This is a genomic window from Desulfotignum phosphitoxidans DSM 13687 (genome assembly GCF_000350545.1).
Classification (GTDB): domain Bacteria; phylum Desulfobacterota; class Desulfobacteria; order Desulfobacterales; family Desulfobacteraceae; genus Desulfotignum; species Desulfotignum phosphitoxidans.
Genome location: NZ_APJX01000004.1, coordinates 346,627 through 366,941, shown reverse-complemented (window position 1 = coordinate 366,941; position 20,315 = coordinate 346,627). Strand labels below are relative to the sequence as shown.

Here is a 20,315-nt window from a genome sequence, read left to right as displayed (position 1 = left end):
GTAAATTTAGCCATTAATGTTCAATCAAATCCTCCCATGGAACAATTGGAATTCTACGTGGTAGACTTAACATACTGGCCACATTATCTACAAAATCATTGAAATAATATGTGTTTGATACCACTTTTGGAATGACAATCATCGCGACATCTTTGACGTCAAAATTATACTGTTGAGTGGAACGCCATTCGCGTTCACAATAAATAGACGAAAATTCATCCTTTTCAAATGTTTTGATGAATGCAACAAGTTTCTTTAGGCTTTCTTTTGCATCATCAATCGATGATTCTATCTTATCTGCCTCCATTTCAATATCCGAGATTTCAGATGAAACAGATAGGTTAAGATTTTCAAATTCTGATTCCGCGTCATCAATTGCAGAATTTATTGTATCTATAGACATTTTTATTTGAAAGGGATCAGCAAAATCAAAAGATGAAAATCCTTCATATATTGATCTTACAATAGAGGTGTCGGTCAACGTGTAAAGCACAGGATTAAATCCGTGTTTAATAATAGCATCACGATAAAAGCCGATAGCAAATTTCCCATACCTATAGGCATGATAACGCAAATGCGGTGCGGGGATATCTGAAAGGCAACATACTGAGGATGATGTAATTACAACGGGTACATTTTCCTCAATTATCGTTTGCCTTGTTTTTAAATCGAATCTTCGGCGTTTTGGAATGATTACTTTTACGGTTTCCTTGTAAGTACCAACACGTAATTTCCTTGATTCTAATATTGAATTCAAATTTCTGTATGCATTTTTTGAAGGTTTAGGAGAAGTATTCTGTTTCTTTGTCTTGTCATTCCAGGTCGGACCACCCGTAAAATGCCACAATATTTTTGAGACTGTTCCGGGAACGATATCAGGAGAACCAGACATTTTAAAACCTCATTTCAAACAAGTTCATGTGTGGATCAGCCTCCCCTTCACAATAAGATTATTTAACTGTATATCATGCTAAAATGAAAAAAGTGCAGACCTGTTTATCCCCTTTATATCCGGCCTCTTTTTCATTTTTGAAACAGTACAAACAAAACCGGATCTGCATTTTTCCAATTGTTAAATCGCAACCATTTTTTGTGAAAAATTTTGATTCCATAACAACGCAACCATGGTTTCGATAACATGAAACCCATATCAGTGAAATGCCTGTATGTCAATTAGACAAAATTCTTATTCATTATAGGGAAAAATACCTAATGCATGCCTTTCTGGCATCAACCGAGCCGGGTCTGTTATTGCTATTCAGGAAATTTGGCAATGCTGCCTTTTTTCCTAAATAGCCGTGAATTGTCAATTAAATGTTGAGAACAAAGGATGATGCATATGGCGCAGGTCTTTTAAGAAAAACACTGTCAACCTTGCCATGGGTGGTGTATACAGGGGGAATGATTGATTTTTTGATATTGAAAAAACGGGAGTCGGGATTAAAAAATGACATTTCAGGAAACTGCGGATCTGGAGAAAATCCATAACCGGAATCTGGATATTTCCAGTTATGTGGTGGATGATGCGCATATATTGATTGCAGGGGAACTTCAGGAAAGAAACCTGGTAACGGTTTTTGAAAGATCCGGGGAAACCATTGACCCTCACGTGTTTCACCGCATGCAGATCCAGCTGCTCATCAAAACATCTGAGCTGAAAATCGTGGATCTTCATGTGAAGATTCCGGATGCGCCCCATGATGAGATTTGCCGGGAAATGGAAACCAGCCTGGAAGGGATCAAAGGGCTGGTGATCGCACCGGGTTTTACGGCCAAAGTGAAAAAAATTGCCGGTGGCACCCAGGGATGCGTTCATCTCACCACGTTGCTGCTGTCCATGGCACCGGCGGCACTCCAGGGGTATTGGATATTTGAAGCCCGGGATAGAAACCGGGTCCTTGAGGCATCTTTTGAAATCGAACAATATCTGATCGACACGTGCTGGGCATGGCGGAAACAGGGGCCGCTGGCCAAAGCCGTGATGAATCAACTCAATCAGGGGTGATGTCAGGGGTTTTCAAAGATCCCGGCAGTTCTTGAATTTCTTTTTCTGACACGGTATGGTATCCAGTTGTAAACTGGAATTGAAAACAATCATATCAATCAGACAGGAGGAAACACCCCATGACCACCCAGGAAAATCTGGCGGCCGCGTTTGCCGGCGAGAGCCAGGCCAATCGAAAATATCTGGCCTTTGCCAAAAAAGCGGACAAAGACGGCCTGCCCCAGCTGGCCAAACTGTTCCGGGCCACGGCAGAAGCGGAAACCATCCATGCCCATGCCCATTTGAAAGCCATGGACGGCATCAAAAGCTCTGAAGAAAATCTGAAGACCGCCATTGAAGGGGAAGCCCACGAATTCAAGGAGATGTATCCAGCGTTTCTGGAACAGGCCAGAAAAGACAAGAACCAGAAAGCGGAATTTGCCTTTGCCTATGCATTGGCCGTGGAAGAGATCCACCACGGGCTGTATGAAAAAGCCCTGGCAGCCGTGGCAGCGGGCAAGGACCTGCCGGATGCGGATATTTATGTGTGCCCGGTCTGCGGCAATACCGTGGAAGGACAGGTGCCGGACAGTTGTCCGGTGTGCAGTGTTCCCGGCAAGAATTTCACGAAAATCGAATAAGGACACCTTGGCAGGGGCCGGCGGCAGGTCCGGCTCCTGTGCCATACAAGGCCGTCAGATAATCCGGTCTACACCCGTGGCGATGTTGAAGCAGTAATTCCCCATTTTTTCATAGTTGGACACCAGGGCGATGAACAGGACCCCGGCATCCACGGAGCATTCTGCGCATCTCAGCCGGTCGATGTGGTGGTAGCGCATCTGTTCTCTCATCTGGTCGACCATGTCTTCGCAGGCCAGGGCTCTTTGATAGAAACCGTCTGATTTTTCCCGCATTTCATCCACAATCATGCCTAAAAATTCAATGACTTTGTCGGAAATGTCGGTCAGATCTTTTTTGGCCTGGTCACTGAACTCGATGCCGTTGTCATAGATGCGTTCCAGGATTTTGGACACATTTTCCATGGAATCCCCGAGTCGTTCGATATTGTTGGTGATCCGCATCATTTCCGAAATTTCTTTGGCTTCCGGCTCGTTTACTTCCCCCTGATAAATGGTGGTCAGATAGGAAATGATCACCTTCTGGCTGTCATCCAGAAATTCTTCCACAGGCTCCCTTTCTCCTAAGACATCGTCGTCCCGGGTTTGCAGGCAACGGGCCAGTTTTTTCAAGTTTGTGTGGGTAAATTCCGTAATCCGGATGATTTCCCCCTTGACCCGGGCCAGGGCCCCGATGGGCGAATCGATGAACCCGGAATCAAATTCCGGCAGCCCGTACCGTTCTCTGGATTTTCGGGGTTTGGGGGAGACCCAGATGGTGAGCTGCACCAGCCGGGGTAAAAAGATCAGGAAAATCAAGGCATTCAGGACATTGAAAAACGTGTGTCCATTGGCGATATACCGGGCCACATTCACAAATTCCCCGTTCACGGTGTGGGTGACGGCCCCGGCCCCCATTTTGAGCGTGAGCAGTTCCACAATGTCGACAAACCAGGGAAAGGTCAGCAGGATAATGCCCACGCCCACCGTGTTGAAGATGGTATGGGCGTTGGCCGTGCGGTGGGCTTCCACATTGTTGGATCCAAGGGTGGCCAGCTGGGCCGTGATGGTGGTGCCGATGTTTTCTCCCAGAACCAGCCCTAAGGCCGTGGAATAGTCCAGAAGCCCGGACCCGGCCAGGGTCATGGTCAGCCCCACGGTGGCGGAAGACGACTGCACGGCCACCGTGAGCACGGCGCCCATGAGAACGCACAACAGCAGCCCCATGACGGATTCCGTGTTGAACAGGGTAAAAAACGCCACAAACTGGGGATCGGATTTAATGGGGGACAACCCGTCTTTCATCACCATCATGCCGAAAAACAACAGCCCGAACCCTAAGACAATATCCCCGATATACCGGAATTTTCGTTTTTTGGAAAAATATTTCAGGCCCACGCCGATGGCAATGGCCGGAAGAGCGGCCTCCGTCAGTTTGAACGCGATCATCTGGCCCGTGATGGTGGTGCCGATATTGGCGCCGATGACCACTCCCACGGCCTGCTGCAAGGTCATGATGCCGGCCGTGGCAAATCCGATGAGCATCACGGTGGTGGCGGAAGAGGATTGAATGAGTGCGGCCACACCCGCGCCCGTGGCACACCCCATGAACCGGTTGGCGGACATGGCTTCCAGAATCCGCCGGATCTTCTGGCCGGCCGTTGCCTGGAGCCCTTCGGTCATCATTTTCATGCCCAGAATGAACATGCCCAGTCCGCCAAGGGTGTGGATCAGAATTCCTAAAAACTGCAAAATATACCGCCCGTCATTTAACGCTCCTGAAAATCATCTAATCAAACGCTGATGTTTTTTTGGGTTCATATATAATGGCAGGTCAGGAATTTCAAGAATAAACCGGGATTTTCTGCATCACAACTTGCGTTTTTCAGCCCGGTCCCGGCCGGCCGTGTACTTATGCTTGCCTGTTTTTGCATAAGTTGATATGAACACTCATTACAATCTGTTTTATACCCATTAATTCCCACAAGGAGCGGCCATGGCGGATTCAAATCATTTCAGCTGGGACGAGCGGCTGATTTCACCCAGAAATGTATTGAATCATATCAAACCCGGAATGACGATTTTCATCGGCACGGGACCGGCAGCCCCCAGGACCCTGATCAAAACCCTGCTGGATGTGGACAGCCACAATATCCGGGACCTGGAGCTGGTGCAGCTGGCCGTGCTCGGGGACACGGTTTTGTCCGTGGACCGGCTCAATGCCCCCAACCACCGGCTGACCACTTTTTTTTCCGGGTATGTGGCCTGGGACACGATTTCTTCCGGCCAGGTGGACCTGATTCCGGCGTTTTATTCCGAGATCCCCCGGGTCATCAAGTCCGGCAAGCTGGATATCGATGTGGCCATCATCCAGATCACCCCGCCGGACGACAACGGATACTGCAGCTTAGGCGTTGCCGTGGATGTGGCAAAAGAAGCCATCGAGCAGGCGTCTCTGGTGGTGGGGGAGATCAACACGGCCATGCCGTTCACATATGGGGATACGTTTGTATCCATTGATGATTTTGATCTGCTGGTGCGGTCCAAGCGGGAGCCTGTGGTGTATGACCTGCCGGAAGTGACCTTGACCATCGATCAGGTGGCCGCCAATGTGGCGTCCGTGATCAAGGACGGGGACTGCTTGAGTTTTTCATTCGGTCCGTTGTTCGAAGCCCTGGTGCCGCATCTGGCCCGGAAAAAAGACTTAGGCATCCATTCTCTTTTTTTTACCGATGCCCTGGCAGAACTGGTGAAATCCGGGGCTGTGACCAATGCCCGGAAATCGCCTTTCCGGGGGAAATCTTTGGTCTCCTATGCCCTGGGCACCAGGGATCTGCATTCCTGGCTGCACAGAAACCCGCTGGTGGAATTTCAGGGGATCGACTGGGTGTGCAGCGCCCGGTTCATTGCCAACAATCCCCAGTTCGTGGCATTGTATGAAGGACGGAAAGTGGACCTTTTAGGCAGTGTGGCGTTTCCGCTCTTAGGGGCCGTGATCACCGGACCCGGGGAAGCCATCGATTTTTTCCGGGGCGCGGAAGCGTCCACGGACGGCACCACCATCATTGCGTTGCCCAGCCGGGATGAAAAAGGCAAGCCCAATATTCTGCTCAGTCTCCAGAAATACGGCAACCAGCTGCGCATGAGGGAATCCGTGCATATGATCATCACGGAATACGGGGTGGCCAACCTGAAATGGCGGAGTCTTCGGGAGCGGGCCCAGGCATTGATCGACATTGCCCATCCCGATGACCGCCAGGCGTTGATCACCCAGGCCAGAGACCGAAAACTCATCTATGCCAACCAGATTTTTCTGCCGGAATCCGTTCATTTGTACCCGGCCCATATTGAAGAGACCAAAACCTTTAAAGGGGACGTTTCCATCCGTTTCCGGGCCATGAAACCCTCGGATGAAGAGATGATGCGCCGGTTTTTCTACCGGTGTTCCAAAGAGATGATTTTCTACCGGTTTTTTTATTCCGTGAAAACCATGGACCATGACAAGATGCAGGCCTATGTGAACCTGGATTACAAAAAGGAATTTTCCATTGTGGGGCTGCATGAGGAAAAAGGGAATCAGAAGATTATTGCCGAAGCCCGGATGGTCAGAGAGGAGCGGACATTCTGCGGTGAGGTGGCGTTTCTCATTGACGAGCGGTTCCAGGGCATCGGGGTGGGGTCTTATCTGCTGTCCCGGTTGATTGAACAGGCAAAGGACTTGGGGTTCAAGGGCATCATCGCCCAGGTGCTGGCAGACAATCAGCCCATGATCAAGGTATTTGAAAAATCAGGTCTTCCCATGGAATCAAATCTGAACTCCGGGATTTATTATGTGAAACTCAATTTCAAATCCTGACGGGTCAATGCCGTGTCAGAACGGCTTCAACCAGTTTGACGGCACGGGTTTCAAAATTCTGGGACATGGTAAACGGAAACCGGGCCGCCATATCGCCGAACACCAGATGCGGTCCTAAGGCCCGGGGAACGTCCGCATTTTTCAGGGCAAATTCCTTTGCTTTCTGCCAGTACCGGGTCCCAATGGCCGTGGCATCGATGAATGTTTCCAGTGTGAACCCGTTGTCTGTGAAGCCGGCCAATAGTGTTTCCCAGGGTTCCAGAAACGAGATGTCGGCCGAGGCGGCCCAGGGCACGGGCAATGCCAGCTCCGGATGGCTCCCGGCCACGATTTCATGCAGGATGATTTTTCCTTTCGGCTTGAGGTGCCGGACAAACTGCTGAATGGCTGCCTGTTTGTCTGAAATGTTCATCAGGATATGCTGGCACAGGATCAGATCAAAAGGGCCGATGACGTCCGGCAGGGCCAGAATGGAGCCGGCCTTAAACTGTATCCGCTCCGCAAGCCCGGTACGGTGGGTCAGAACCCGGGCCGCTTCAATATAGTCCGGTGACAAATCGATGCCCGTCACATCACACCCGCAGGTTTTTGCCATGACCCGGCAGGTGCCGCCCAGGCCGCATCCGGCGTCCAGCACATGAAAACCAGCCGGAATATCCAGTTGTTCCAGCAGGGCGGTGGTGCCCCGGATCCCGCCCGTGTGCAGCTGATCCACGGGTGCCAGATCCCGGATATCAATCTGTTTCGGGTCTTTTCCGGCGGCGGTGAGCCCGGCATCGATTTTGTCGAGCAGGTTTTTGGCATGATAATGGTCACGGACAAAAGATTCCATGGCAAAGGCCTTGATAAATGGATAAAAGATAAACGGGATATAAAAACGGGCCGTGTTGCCGCGTTGTGCCACACGACCCGTTTTACAGGTTTCAGGATTTAAGTTCAGTCAGATCCTCAAAAAAATCCAGGGCTTCCGGATTTTTCAGGGCATCCTTGTTTTTGACTTCTTTGCCTTCGATCACTTTTTTCACGGCCAGTTCCACTTTTTTCATGTTCAGGGTATAGGGCACGTCCGGGCAGGCAATGATTTTTGCCGGCACATGCCGGGGCGAGGCATTGGCCCGGATGTCGGCCCGGATTTTTGCTTCCAGCTCTGGGGTGAGGTCATATCCCTGTGCCAGTTTCACAAACAAAATGACCCGGACATCATTGTTCCAGGACTGGCCCACCACCACGGAATCTTCGAGCTCGGGCATGGCGTCCAGGCGGCGGTATATCTCTGCCGTGCCGATGCGGACCCCGCCCGGGTTCAACGTGGCATCGGACCGGCCGAACATGATCACCCCGCCTCTGGGGGTGACCTTGATGAAATCCCCGTGGGTCCAGATGCCCGGGAACTGGTCAAAATACGCAGAATGGTATTTGGACCCGTCCTCGTCTCCCCAGAAATAGATGGGCATGGACGGGAACGGGGCCGTGCACACCAGTTCCGCCTGCTGGTCCACCACGGGCTGTCCGTTGTCATCATAGGCATATACGGCCATACCTAAGCCCCTGCATTGAAGTTCCCCCGTATACACCGGTCCGATGGGATTGCCTAAGGCAAAGCACCCGTTCAGATCCGATCCCCCGGAAATGGAGGCCAGCTGCAAATCGGATTTCACATGCGCATACACAAATTTAAAGTTTTCATCCGACAAAGGCGAGCCCGTGGACAGCACGGATTTGAGCGGGGCCAGGTCAAACTGGCTTCCCGGCTTGACCCCGGCGTTTTTCAACGCTTCGATATAGCCGGCACTGGTGCCGAACACCGTGATTTTTTCATCCTGGGCCATTTGCCACAAAGCATCGGGTCCGGGGTGGAACGGGTTGCCGTCATACAGCACCAGGGTGGCACCCACGGACAGGCTGGCGGTGAGCCAGTTCCACATCATCCACCCGCAGGTGGTGAAATAAAAAATGGTGTCCTCTTTTTTCAGATCCGTGTGAAGCACCAGTTCTTTTTTCTGATGGACCAGGACCCCGCCGATGCCCTGAACCATGCACTTGGGCAACCCTGTGGTGCCCGACGAATACATGATGTACAAGGGATCATCAAAGTTCATCTGCACAAACTCGATGTCTTTGGCGGAAGCGTCCTTAAAATCCGCATAGTGCACGGCATTGGGCAATGCACTAATGTCCGGGGTATCGCTGATATAAGGCACCACCACGATTTTTTCAATGGAAGGCAGTTCCGCCACAATGCCGGCGATGCGCTCGATGGAGGATAAGGGTTTGCCTTTGAAGAAATACCCGTCCGCCGTGAACAGCACTTTGGGCCGGGTCTGGCCGAACCGGTCCAGCACCCCTTTGATGCCGAAATCCGGCGAGCAGGAAGACCACACCGCCCCAAGGCTGGTGGCCGCCAGCATGGCAATAATACTTTCCGGCATGTTGGGCACGAATCCCACCACCCGGTCTCCGGCCTTCACACCCATGGCCTTGAGGGCCGCCGCCGTCTGGGCCACTTCGTCATACAGCTGGTTGTAGGTCAATGTCCGGCGGACGGTATCCTCTCCTCTGAACACCAGGGCCGTGCGGTCATCTCTGAACCGGAGCAGGTTTTCGGCAAAATTGAGTTTGCTGCCCGCAAAAAATTTCGCCCCCGGCATTTTGTCTTTGTCCTGGATCACTGTGTGATAGGGCGCAGATACCTTGATGTCCAGAAAATCCCAGGCCGTGGCCCAGAAATCCTCCAGATTGGTTACTGACCATTCCCACAGCCCGGGGTAGTCTGTGAAGTGCTGATTGAATTTTTCATTCACCCGGGTCATGAACCCGTACATGTTGGTGGACTGGATCCTTTGTTCAGAAGGTTCCCACAGTTTTTCAGGCATGGTTGGCATCTCCTTGTTCATACTTATTCATAAAGGACCGCCAGAATGGTGGCCTTTTCGGTTCTTGCGGTCAGGTAGTGCGGGGTGGTGGACAGATAATAGGCGGAATCCCCGGGTTCCAGATCATAGGATTCCTTGGCAATGGTCAGATTGGCCACCCCGTCCAGCACATAGATGAATTCCTCCCCGTTGTGAACGGAAATTTCCTTTTCCTCAGCTTTTTCCAGCTGCACGATCAGTGCCTCCATGTGCCGGCCCTGGACTTCCGGGGCCAGACTCATGTAAGCATACACGCTTTTTTTGCTGGTTTTGGAAGCGGATCTGGCCACGGGTTTGCGGTCGTTTTTCCTTGTAATGGAGTACAGTTTGGTGCCCAGGCCCGAAACCAGCCGGCCTACGGCCGCATCCAGGGCTTTGGACAGTTTCATGACCATGCCCAGCTGGGGTTTTTCCCTGCCGGCTTCAATATCTTCCAGGCGCGACACTTCAAACCCGGTCAAATCGGACAGGTCCTGGAGTGAGATGCCCCGCTCCTCTCTTAGCTGCTGGATCCGTTTTCCCACCTCATCCACGGACTTGTCATCCCCATCTTCAATATTTCCGGTGAGGTCTTCAAAATAGTCCACGTTGATATGGGGAGTTTTGTCTTCCTTTTCCATTGCATCTCCTTTGTTTAATGGGTTATTCCGGAAACTTCTGATCCGGGGCCTCTCCCAGTTTTCCCTTGAGTTTTGCCAGACCGGGCCGGGCATATTCCATGTGGCCTTGGGTAAGGGTCCGGCCGTTGATGATGGCTTCGCTGCGCAGGCGGTGGCCCACGGTTCTTTCCATCTGTCTGCCCAGCCACAGGATCCGGTCCACATCATACCCGTGTTCTATACCCATTTCATCGATTTGTACAAGGGTATCTTCCAGGCATACCAGGCCCACGTACCGGGGATCGTCATAATAATAGTCGCCCGTTCCCTTGATGGGCCGGTCATCTAAAAAATTGGCCGGCTGCCCTCCTAGGCCTCCCAGGGTACACTCAAAATGGCAGATGCCGGCCTGGAGCGCTGCCAGGGTGGAAGCCGAGGCCACCCGTTTGGTTTCATGGAAATGGGCGATGTGTAAAGCGGTGTCCGGGATTTCGTCTAAAATCATGGAAAAGTACCGGTACACCTGTGGGGCGGATGCAGACCCGTCATGGTCGGCATGCTCGATGTCTGAGGCCCCGATATCCAGCCAGTGTCGGGTGAACTTGACCGCGTCTTTGAGTGCCGTGGCCCCGCCGATGGGAGATCCCCAGATGGTGGACACGGTGCCGCACATTTTGATACCTGCATCACTGCATTTCTGGATGCACCGTTCCGCCTCTTTCCAGTAGTTGGGCAGGGTGGTGCCGGAATTGGCGAAATGATGCTGTTCTTCCGTGGACACCATCATCAGCACCCGGTCCGGGCCCACGCCGCGCTTTTTGAGTTCAATAGCCCGGTCCACGGAAGGTTCTCTGATGGTGATGGCCGTCAGGGTGACATCTTTCATGTCAATGCCTTTTTTGGCGGCCCGGGACACAAAACTGTCCGACCGCAGGTGTGCCAGCAGTTCTTCGGCATCGGAAAACTGGGGCATGTTTCTGGGATTGCCTAAATTGGTGACTTCGATGTTGCGGCATCCGGCAAAAATCAGTTCCTCCAGATAGGTGATCTTGGCCGGGGTGGAGATGAATTTTTCCAAATGCTGAAATCCGTCTCTGACCGTGATGTCGCCGATGGTAACTTTTCTGGGCATTCTCGGGAAAATTTTCCAGTAATCATATTCTGTCATGGGTCGTCTCCTCAATATAAGGAATTTATAATATGGCGGCCCTGTTAGGCAACCGTAAAAACGGTAAAATGCGTGTGTTCCATTATTTTAAAACCGGAAGTTTCCAAACGACGGATCCGGGATCGGTCTGACCAGGCTGACTTCCAGGGCCATGGCCAGCCAGTCCCGGATTTCATGGAATTTAAGGACCCGGTCGTTGAACAGGCGGGATGCACAGAAAAACGGGTGGGCCTCGCCTTCGTATTTGTCGATCATTTTCTGCTGAAATGCAGCGATCTCGTCGGGTGTCATGGGATTGCCTGTGGCTTTGCGCTTGGCCTGCTCAATGCTCAACAACACCCCGCCCGCGCTTTTGCCGCTCATGACCCCGGTTCTTGCCCGCATGGTGGAAAACAAAAAATTGGGGCGGTAGGCCCGGCCGCACATGCCGTAGTTGGCGGCCCCGTTGTCCGGACCGATCACCAGCTGGATCCGGGGGACCTGGGCGCAGGACACGGCCCGCACCATGTCGGCCCCGTATTTGCCGATGCCCGCATGTTCGGATTCCGATCCCACCATATAGCCCGGCGCGCTCTGGATGAACAAGAGCGGGACTTTTTCATAGGAGCATCTAACCACCCATTCCGCCACTTTTTTGGCAGCTTCGTGGAAAATAATGCCTGCCCCGTTGGAGCAGATCACACCGGCCGGCAATCCTTTAATGCGGATTTTGCCGGTGAGGATGTTGGTGCCCCGGCCCGGGGCGAAATTTTTCTTGGCTTCGATGAATTCGGAATCATCGGCAATGGCCTGAAGAAACGCATGCCCCTTGATCCCATGGTGGGGGGAGGCGGGAAGCACATCGTACACAGTGGATGAACCGGTTTTGGGTGCTTTGGCCGCATACCGGTGCAGATGCAGGGTCTGGGGACGGGTCAAAGATAAGAGCTCCCGGACCCTGGCAATGGCTTGAGCCTGATCCGTGCACATGTGATCGGCCCCGCCCGACACCTGGGTGTGCACCCTGGCCCCGCCCAGATCTTCAGCGGAAATCTCCTCGCCCGTGGCCATTTTAACCAGGGGCGGACCGCCCAGAAAGGAAAACGACTGCTTGTCGATCATGATGGATTCACAGGCCATGAACACGATATAGGCGCCTCCGGCCGTGTTGCCGCCCGTGCTTAAAGTCACCTGGCGCAACCCTTTGGCAGACATTCGGGCCATGTTGTAGAAAATGGAGCCGAAATGCTGGTCATCGGGAAATACATCCGCCTGCATGGGCAGGAATACCCCGCCGGAATCCGCGATATACACGCAGTTGAGTCCGCAGTTTTCCGCAATGGCCTGGGCCCGCATATGTTTTTTCAGGGTAATGGGAAAGTAGGTGCCTGCCTTGACCCGGGAGTCATTGGCCATGATCATGGTCCAGTTGCCGTGAATTTTTCCGATACCCGTGACAATGCCGGCGCAGGGGACGTCTTCCACGCCGGGATATCCCATGCCGAACCCGGCCAGCATGGACAGTTCAAAAAACGGGGTGTCAGGGTCAATGAGATCCGCGATCAGTTCCCGCACCGGGCGTTTGCCGCGTTTGGCCAGATTGTCCACGGCCTTTTGACCGCCGGGCCAGGCCGCTTTTTCCCGCATGGTTTCCAGTTCTTTTTCCCGGTCTTCCCAGAAGTTTTGGTTATCGGTCATGGGATTATTTTCCTTTATAAACGGGTTTGCGTTTTTCTTTGAACGCCGTGAGACCTTCGATGCGGTCTTCAGTGGGGATGGTGACCCGGTAGGCATTGGACTCGATGGCAAGGCCTGTGGCCAGGTCCGTCTCAATGCCTTTGTCAATGGCGTACTTGGCCATTTCCACGGCAATGGGACCGGTCTCGGCGATCATGGCGGCCATGTCCAGGCAGGTGTTCATCAGTTTTTCCGGGGGGGCTGTTGCGTTCACCAGACCGATGGCCAGGGCTTCTTTGGCATCCACCCGCCGGCCGGTGAAAATCAGTTCCTTGGCCTTGGACACCCCGATAATCCGGGGCAGGCGCTGGGTGCCGCCCCCGCCCGGGATGATGGCCAGCCGGGTTTCCGTGAGTCCCATCACGGCCGTGTCGGATGCGATGCGGATATCCGATGCCAGGGCGATTTCCGTGCCCCCGCCCAGGGCAATGCCGTTGACGGCACTGATCACGGGCATTTTCAGGTTCTGGATCGCCGTCAACAGATTTCGGATGGTCACGATGAACTGTTTGACCTGGTCCTGGGTGAGGGTGGCGCGTTCCTTGAGGTCGGCCCCGGCGCAGAACGCTTTTTCTCCGGCCCCGGTAATGATCACGCTTCGGATCGTATCAGAGAACTGCAAATCATCGATTTCGTCTCTGAGGGCATACAGCAGATCAAAGTTCAGACAGTTCATCACGGCGGGCCGGTTCAAGGTGAGAATGACGGCCTGGTTTTTTTCCTCTTTGGTGAGCAGATCAGGTGTATCAGTCATGGTTCATGCTCCATTCCGGCGTCAGCAGCCGATGTGTCTCGAGATGACAAGACGCTGAACCTCGGAGGTGCCTTCCCCGATTTCCAGCAGTTTCTGATCCCGGTAAAACCGTTCCACATGGTATTCTTTCATCAGGCCGTACCCCCCGTGGATCTGCACGGCATGGTCCACCACCCGGCTCATCACTTCCGAACAGTAAAGCTTGCCCATGGCCGCCTCTTTTTCAAAAGGCCTGTGATTGGATTTCAGCCAGCAGGCTTTGTACAAAAGGTTTCTGGCGCATTCAATCTCCATGGCACAGTCTGCGAGTTTAAACGCCACGGCCTGGAATTTGGATATGGGCTGGCCGAACTGTTCTCTTTCCTTTGCGTATTTCAACGCCAGGTCATAGGCCCCCTGGGCACCGCCTAAACCCATGGCGCCGATGGACAGCCGGCCCCCGTCCAGGGTGGCCAGCATCTGGTGGAATCCGTCCCCTTTTTTACCCAGAATGTTTTCTTTGGGCACCCTGACATCGTCAAAATACAGTTCCGCCGTGTTGGAGGCCCGCCACATCATTTTTTTGTGCATGGGCACGGCTTTGAATCCGGGTGTGCCGCTTTCCACCAGGATACAGGAATATTCAGGTTTGCCATTGTCCCTGGTCCCGGTGACTGCCTGCACCGTCACGCCCATGGTCATGTCACAGGCCGCGTTGGTGATGAAAATTTTGGACCCGTTGATCACCCATTCATCGTTGTCCAGGACGGCCGTGGTTTTGCTGCCTCCGGCATCCGAGCCGGCCGTGGGTTCCGTGAGCCCGAATCCCCACAACCCTTCCCCGGCACACAGTTTGGGCAGGTATTTTTTCTTTTGTTCTTCCGTGCCGAAATAGTAGATGGGGCCGATCCCCAAAGAGTTGCCCGCAGCAATGGTGGCGGCCTGGGACCCGTCAATGCGGGCGATCTCTTCCACGGCAATGATATATGAGATGTAATCCATGGCCTGGCCTTCGTAGTTTTCAGAAACAAACATGCCGAAAAGACCGATTTCTCCCATTTTCCGGGTCAGGTCAGCGGAAAATGCCTCTTTTTCGTCCAGATCCCCGGCCACTGGGGCGATCTCCTTCTGGGCAAACTTTCTGACTTCCTTACGAATCATTTCCTGCTCTTTGGTAAGGTCAAAATCCACCCTGCGCCTCCTTGTTTTTATGGGTTGTTGTGAAGTTGGTTTCAATTTTTCAACCGGTATTCAACATCGCCCGACAAGATGAAAGGGGAAAAACTGATCGAGCGCTCAGTCTATTTATTTGGGATACTACATTTATAAAAAATGAATTGTCAATGGTTTTTTGCTGTCCCTTGGATAAGAAATTAATTTTTTTGCTTTTTTTTATTGCCGGGGTGTCTTAGAATATATTTATGAGCGCATGCGATCAAGACGTTTGCATTCTGTAAAGTGAATCTGAAACTTTAAAAAAGGAGATTTGCGATGGAATTTAAAAAGATAATGAATCCTGTGGACGGGTCTTCCCATTCCATTAATTCGACCCGGTATGCCATTGATCTGGCAAAAAAATTCGACTCCCACATTCTTCTGCTGCATTGTCATGCCCGATTTCCTGTGGTGCTGTCGGAGCCTTATTTTCAGAAGGCCATCGATGAAATCATGAAATCATCCGAAGACCTGATCAAACCCTTTGAGGAGATGCTTGAAAAATCCGGGGTGTCCTATGAGACACGAATTCTGGAGGGAACGCCGGGTACGCACATTGCGGAAGCGGCCAGAATTGAAAAAATGGATCTGATCGTCATGGGGTCCCGGGGCGTGTCGGATCTGGCCGGGCTGTTTTTGGGCAGTGTGGCCCATCAGGTGCTCAATAAAGCCGAATGCCCGGTGTTCATAACCAAATAATCAATCGGCGGGGTCAAAAAGGCGGCCTCACTTTTTGACCCCGCTTGGTTTTATTGTTTGTATCCGATCATGCGCAAAAATCCTTTGCGTTTTTCAATATCCGCATCTGTTTCAATGCCTTTGGATGAAAATCCGTCAATCACCCCTAAAATGCCCCGGCCCTGATCGGTTTGAGCCAGAATGACTTCCACAGGGTTGGCCGTGGCACAGTGAATCCTTGCCACTTCCGGCACGTTCTTGATGGTGTTGAGAATGTTGATGGGGAACATGTCCCGCATGAAAATGATGAATGTATGGCCGGCGGACAACGCATACGCATTGTCCCGGGCCAGCTGAATCAGTCCCTCATCCGTGCCGCTGTGCCGGACCAGGCATTCCATGGATGCCTCACAAAACGCCACCCCGAACCGGGCATTGGGAACGGTACAGATGATGGCTTCGTGGATATCTTCGACGGTTTTAATGAAATGGGCATGGCCTAAAATGAAATTCAGTGATTCCGGGTTTTCAATGGCCAAGGTTTTCAGTTCCATATGACGCTCCTTTCAAACGGGTGCTGTTGTGCGTTATTTTTTTGGGTTTCCGACTGATTGGACAGCTCATCTTAACGCAAAGGGGTCATAAAAAAAAGTCAAAATACAAATGCCCGTTTTGGCCTAAGGTTTTGCTTGACAAGCGTATGGATTCATGTAAGAAAAGTATGATTGAGCGCTCGTTCATATAGGTGAGGCAAACAGCGGCTCGGCCGGGCTTTTTAAAGTGCGGTCCGGAAAAAAAATAATTCAGGGAGTGGTGCTGTTGTGACAAAAGACCGGAAGAACAAACAACGGGTAGCGGACCCTGAGGTCCCCACCCAGATCAAGAATCCCGATCTGGTCAGAGAACGCCGCCGTCATATCATTGACTCCACGGTCACATTGTTTATCACCCATGGATACCATAAAACCACCACCCGCATGATCGCCAAAGCCGCCGGATTTTCCATCGGCTCTTTGTATGAATATGTCAGCTCCAAGGAAGATCTGCTTTACCTGGTTTGCAAAACCATCCACGAAGAAGTGCAGAAGGCCGTGGAAGAGGCTCTGGCCGACAACACCGGGGACAAAGCCGTGCTGGCCCGGGTGCTTCGCCGCTATTTCAAGGTTTGTGACAACATGGCCGACCATATTCTGCTCATGTATCAGGTGACCCAGTTTTTGCCGAAAAAATGGCAGGAACGGGTGTTGACCAATGAATTGAACATCACGGATATTTTTATCACCACCTTGAATCAGATGTCCGGCAAAAACAATTTTCCCGTGCTGGATGACGAAATCGTTAATCTTGTGGGACACAACATCTCCGTGCTCGGACAGATGTGGGCCTTCCGCCGTTGGCATCTGCAAAAGCAGTTCACCATTGAGCAGTATACCGCCATCCAGACCGATTTTATTCTCGGACTCATATTTTAAAAGGAGCCGTCATGACTCAGGAAACTCAGCCCTATACCCCGAAACACGCCATTAAAATCGTCACTGCCACCTCTTTATTTGACGGCCATGATGCGGCCATCAATATCATGAGGCGGATTCTTCAGGACACGGGCGCCGAAGTCATCCATATCGGACACAACCGGTCCGTCAAAGAGGTGGTGGATGCCGCCATTGAAGAAGATGCCCAGGGCATTGCCGTTTCCAGTTACCAGGGCGGACACATGGAATATTTCAAATACATGAAAGACCTGCTGGATGAACAGGGGGCTTCCCATGTCAGGATTTTCGGCGGCGGCGGCGGGGTGATCATTCCGGCGGAAATGGACGAGCTGCACGCGTATGGCATCACCCGGATCTATTCGCCGGAAGACGGCGCCAAAATGGGTCTCCAGGGTATGATCAACGATATGATGCGGGCCATGGACGGGCCGGGTGTGGATTTTGATCAGCTGGAATTCGATCGCCTGAATGTGGACAACAAGCTCACCGTTGCCCGGTTCATCTCCGCCATCCAGGAGGCCGGTGCCAATGATCCGGACCGGCTGAAACAGATCCTGGCAGCCCTGGCCCCGAAAGTTGAATCCGGAAATATCCCGGTCATCGGCCTGACAGGCACGGGCGGGGCCGGCAAATCCTCTTTAACCGACGAGCTGATCATCCGGATTCTCCGGGACCTGCCTGAAATGACCATTGCCGTGATCTCCTGTGATCCCTCCCGCCGCAAGACGGGCGGGGCCCTTCTGGGAGACCGGATCCGCATGAATGCCATTGACAACGATCGGGTCTACATGCGGTCTCTGGCCACACGCCGCTCCCAGACCGAACTGCCCGAATCCCTGCCTCACGCCGTGACCGTGGCCCGGGCCGCCGGGTTTGACATGATTCTGGTAGAAACCGCCGGCATCGGCCAGGGGGATTCCCGGGTGGTGGACCTGGTGGATCTGTCCGTGTATGTGATGACGGCGGAATTCGGGGCCCCGTCCCAGCTGGAAAAAATCGACATGCTGGATTATGCGGATATCGTGGTGGTGAACAAATATGAGAAAAAAGGGGCGGAAGACGCGATCCGGGATGTCAGAAAACAGGTGCAGCGCAACCGCAAAGCCTGGGACAAGGACCCGAAAGAGTTGCCGGTCTTCGGCACCATTGCTTCCAAGTTCAATGATGACGGGCTCACCGCTTTTTATCATGCCCTGCTTAATTTGATCAACCAGAAGAAAAACAAAGGGTTTACCTCGTCCATTCCTGAGACCGGGGTCAAGGAGTCTTCCTCTAAAACCATTATCATTCCGGGGGAGCGCACCCGGTACCTGGCCGAGATCGCAGACACGGTCCGGCAGTATCACCTGGACACCCGGAACCAGGCCGATGCGGTGCGGGAACGCTGGCATCTGGCATCGGCCCTGGAATTGCTGGACACGGGAACCGACAGTCCGGACCAGGCCCTGGCCAGGCTGAAACAGGCCCTGGAAGAAGCGCAAAATCAAGTGGAACCACAAACCGATGACCTGATCACCGCATACACGGCCAGCAGCAAGGCCTTTGAAAAAGATGAATTTGTCTACCAGGTCAGAGACAGGGAGTTCCGGGTGCCGTTGTACACAAAATCGCTGTCCCATTCAAAGATTCCCAAGATCGCCCGGCCCGGATTTTCCGATCCCGGAGACCAGTACCAGTGGATGAGAAAAGAAAATTTTGCCGGTCAGTTTCCCTATACGGCCGGGGTGTTTCCGTTGAAACGGGCGGATGAGGATCCCACCCGGATGTTTGCCGGCGAAGGCGGACCGGCTGATACCAACCGCCGGTTCAAGCTGCTGTCTTCCTCTTATCCGGCCAAGCGCCTGTCCACGGCTTTTGATTCCGTGACTTTGTACGGATTTGACCCGGACCGGCGCCCGGATATCTACGGCAAGATCGGCACCTCCGGGGTGAGTATCTGTACCCTGGAAGACGTCAAGGTCTTGTATGACGGGTTTGACCTGTGCGCCCCCAACACCTCCGTGTCCATGACCATCAACGGCCCGGCCCCCATGATGCTGGCCATGTTTTTGAACACGGCCATTCATCAGCAGATGGACAGATTTGAAAAAGAACACGGCCGGAAACCCGATGAAAACGAAGCCGCCGACATCCGGGCGTTTGCATTGTCCACCGTGCGGGGCACGGTCCAGGCCGACATACTCAAAGAAGACCAGGGACAGAATACCTGTATCTTTTCCATTGAATTTGCCCTGAAAATGATGGGGGATATCCAGCAGTATTTTATCGACCACCAGGTGAAAAATTTTTATTCCGTGTCCATTTCCGGATACCACATTGCCGAGGCCGGGGCCAACCCCATCACCCAGCTGGCGTTGACCCTGGCCAACGGGTTCACCTATGTGGAATATTACCTGTCAAGGGGCATGCATATCGATGAATTCGCCCCGTCCTTGTCATTTTTCTTTTCCAACGGCATGGATCCGGAATACACGGTCATCGGCCGGGTGGCCCGGCGCATCTGGGCCGTGGCCATGCGGTACAAGTACAGGGGAAACGACAAGTCCCAGAAACTCAAATACCACATCCAGACCTCGGGCCGGTCCCTTCATTCCCAGGATATCCAGTTCAATGATATCAGGACCACGCTCCAGGGGCTGTGTGCGATTTACGACAACTGCAACTCCCTGCACACCAATGCCTTTGACGAAGCCATCACCACCCCGTCTGCGGAATCCGTACGGCGGGCCCTGGCCATCCAGCTGATCATCAATAGAGAATGGGGCCTGGCCAAAAACGAGAACCCGCTTCAGGGATCGTTTATCGTGGATGAACTCACGGATCTGGTGGAAGAAGCCGTGCTGGTGGAGTTCGAGCGTATCACGGAGCGGGGCGGGGTTCTGGGGGCCATGGAAACCGGGTACCAGCGGGGCAAGATCCAGGAGGAGTCCATGTACTACGAGCACCTCAAACATTCGGGCAAACTGCCCTTGATCGGCATCAACACCTTTGAGGATCCGGATGCAAATTATGCGGACATGGCCAATCACCTGGAACTGTCCCGGTCGACGGAAGAACAGAAAAACGCCCAGCTGGAACGGCTGGATGCGTTTAAGGCGGCCCATGAAGATGCCCGGGAAGCCGCGTTGAAGCGGCTGCAACAAACCGCTTTGAATGGCGGTAATATGTTTGAAGAACTCATGGAAACGGTGAAGGTCTGTTCTTTGGGGACCATTACCGGGGCGCTGTATGAGGTGGGGGGCAAGTACCGCCGGAACATGTAAGCATGCCGATCACATATTCTGAGAGCCGGGATTCAAAACTCACAAGGGCCTTTACAATTGGATAAAAGCTTGCAATCAGCA

Annotated in this window: 16 protein-coding genes; 6 read left to right on the top strand and 10 right to left on the bottom strand. The window is 52.8% G+C overall.

Translation table 11 applies throughout. The annotated features are described in order from the left end of the window. Positions 1–13: 13 nt before the first annotated feature. Positions 14–892: an abortive infection system antitoxin AbiGi family protein gene (locus DPO_RS11360; RefSeq protein ID WP_006966063.1), complete on the bottom strand. Its 879-nt coding sequence runs from the start codon at positions 890–892 to the stop codon at positions 14–16. Between the two features lie 555 nt (positions 893–1,447). Between DPO_RS11360 and DPO_RS11355 the strand changes: the two genes are divergently transcribed. Then, positions 1,448–2,005, top strand: a complete 558-nt coding sequence (locus tag DPO_RS11355) for a DUF2889 domain-containing protein (protein WP_006966062.1) — start codon at positions 1,448–1,450, stop codon at positions 2,003–2,005. A 119-nt stretch (positions 2,006–2,124) separates the two neighbouring features. Beyond that, positions 2,125–2,625: a rubrerythrin family protein gene (locus DPO_RS11350; RefSeq protein WP_006966061.1), complete on the top strand. Its 501-nt coding sequence runs from the start codon at positions 2,125–2,127 to the stop codon at positions 2,623–2,625. A 54-nt stretch (positions 2,626–2,679) separates the two neighbouring features. On the opposite strand, the gene DPO_RS11345 is transcribed toward DPO_RS11350, so the two are convergent. Then, positions 2,680–4,353, bottom strand: coding sequence for a Na/Pi cotransporter family protein (locus tag DPO_RS11345; RefSeq protein ID WP_006966060.1), 1,674 nt, complete (start codon positions 4,351–4,353; stop codon positions 2,680–2,682). Between the two features lie 244 nt (positions 4,354–4,597). Between DPO_RS11345 and DPO_RS11340 the strand changes: the two genes are divergently transcribed. After that, positions 4,598–6,457: a bifunctional acetyl-CoA hydrolase/transferase family protein/GNAT family N-acetyltransferase gene (locus DPO_RS11340; protein WP_006966059.1), complete on the top strand. Its 1,860-nt coding sequence runs from the start codon at positions 4,598–4,600 to the stop codon at positions 6,455–6,457. Between the two features lie 4 nt (positions 6,458–6,461). On the opposite strand, the gene DPO_RS11335 is transcribed toward DPO_RS11340, so the two are convergent. From DPO_RS11335 to DPO_RS11305, 7 genes are all read right to left on the bottom strand, one after another. Then, a complete protein-coding gene (locus DPO_RS11335) occupies positions 6,462–7,289 on the bottom strand; it encodes a class I SAM-dependent methyltransferase (protein ID WP_006966058.1) in 828 nt (275 codons plus the stop codon). 91 nt (positions 7,290–7,380) lie between these two features. After that, positions 7,381–9,330, bottom strand: a complete 1,950-nt coding sequence (locus DPO_RS11330; protein ID WP_006966057.1) for an acetoacetate--CoA ligase — start codon at positions 9,328–9,330, stop codon at positions 7,381–7,383. A 23-nt stretch (positions 9,331–9,353) separates the two neighbouring features. After that, on the bottom strand, positions 9,354–9,989 hold the full coding sequence (locus tag DPO_RS11325; RefSeq protein WP_006966056.1) for a helix-turn-helix domain-containing protein: 636 nt from the start codon (positions 9,987–9,989) through the stop codon (positions 9,354–9,356). 22 nt (positions 9,990–10,011) lie between these two features. Beyond that, entirely contained in the window at positions 10,012–11,136 is a 1,125-nt protein-coding gene (locus tag DPO_RS11320; protein WP_006966055.1) for a beta/alpha barrel domain-containing protein, read from the bottom strand. An 87-nt stretch (positions 11,137–11,223) separates the two neighbouring features. Next, positions 11,224–12,813 carry an acyl-CoA carboxylase subunit beta gene (locus tag DPO_RS11315; protein ID WP_006966053.1) on the bottom strand — a complete coding sequence of 530 codons (1,590 nt, stop codon included), beginning with the start codon at positions 12,811–12,813 and terminating at the stop codon, positions 11,224–11,226. 4 nt (positions 12,814–12,817) lie between these two features. Further along, entirely contained in the window at positions 12,818–13,606 is a 789-nt protein-coding gene (locus DPO_RS11310) for an enoyl-CoA hydratase-related protein (RefSeq protein WP_006966052.1), read from the bottom strand. Between the two features lie 21 nt (positions 13,607–13,627). Beyond that, on the bottom strand, positions 13,628–14,776 hold the full coding sequence (locus DPO_RS11305; protein WP_006966051.1) for an acyl-CoA dehydrogenase family protein: 1,149 nt from the start codon (positions 14,774–14,776) through the stop codon (positions 13,628–13,630). Between the two features lie 300 nt (positions 14,777–15,076). Here DPO_RS11305 and DPO_RS11300 point away from each other — a divergent pair, with 300 nt between their 5' ends. After that, positions 15,077–15,499, top strand: a complete 423-nt coding sequence (locus tag DPO_RS11300) for a universal stress protein (RefSeq protein WP_006966050.1) — start codon at positions 15,077–15,079, stop codon at positions 15,497–15,499. Positions 15,500–15,549: 50 nt separating this feature from the next. Here DPO_RS11300 and DPO_RS11295 read toward each other — a convergent pair whose 3' ends face one another. Then, a complete protein-coding gene (locus tag DPO_RS11295; RefSeq protein ID WP_006966049.1) occupies positions 15,550–16,032 on the bottom strand; it encodes an adenosine-specific kinase in 483 nt (160 codons plus the stop codon). A gap of 267 nt (positions 16,033–16,299) precedes the next feature. Here DPO_RS11295 and DPO_RS11290 point away from each other — a divergent pair, with 267 nt between their 5' ends. After that, complete coding sequence (locus tag DPO_RS11290) at positions 16,300–16,950, top strand: TetR/AcrR family transcriptional regulator (protein WP_006966048.1); 651 nt, start codon at positions 16,300–16,302, stop codon at positions 16,948–16,950. A gap of 11 nt (positions 16,951–16,961) precedes the next feature. After that, the gene (gene icmF / locus DPO_RS11285; protein WP_006966047.1) at positions 16,962–20,234 is read left to right on the top strand and encodes a fused isobutyryl-CoA mutase/GTPase IcmF; all 3,273 of its coding nucleotides are present in this window, start codon (positions 16,962–16,964) and stop codon (positions 20,232–20,234) included. Positions 20,235–20,315 lie beyond the last annotated feature (81 nt).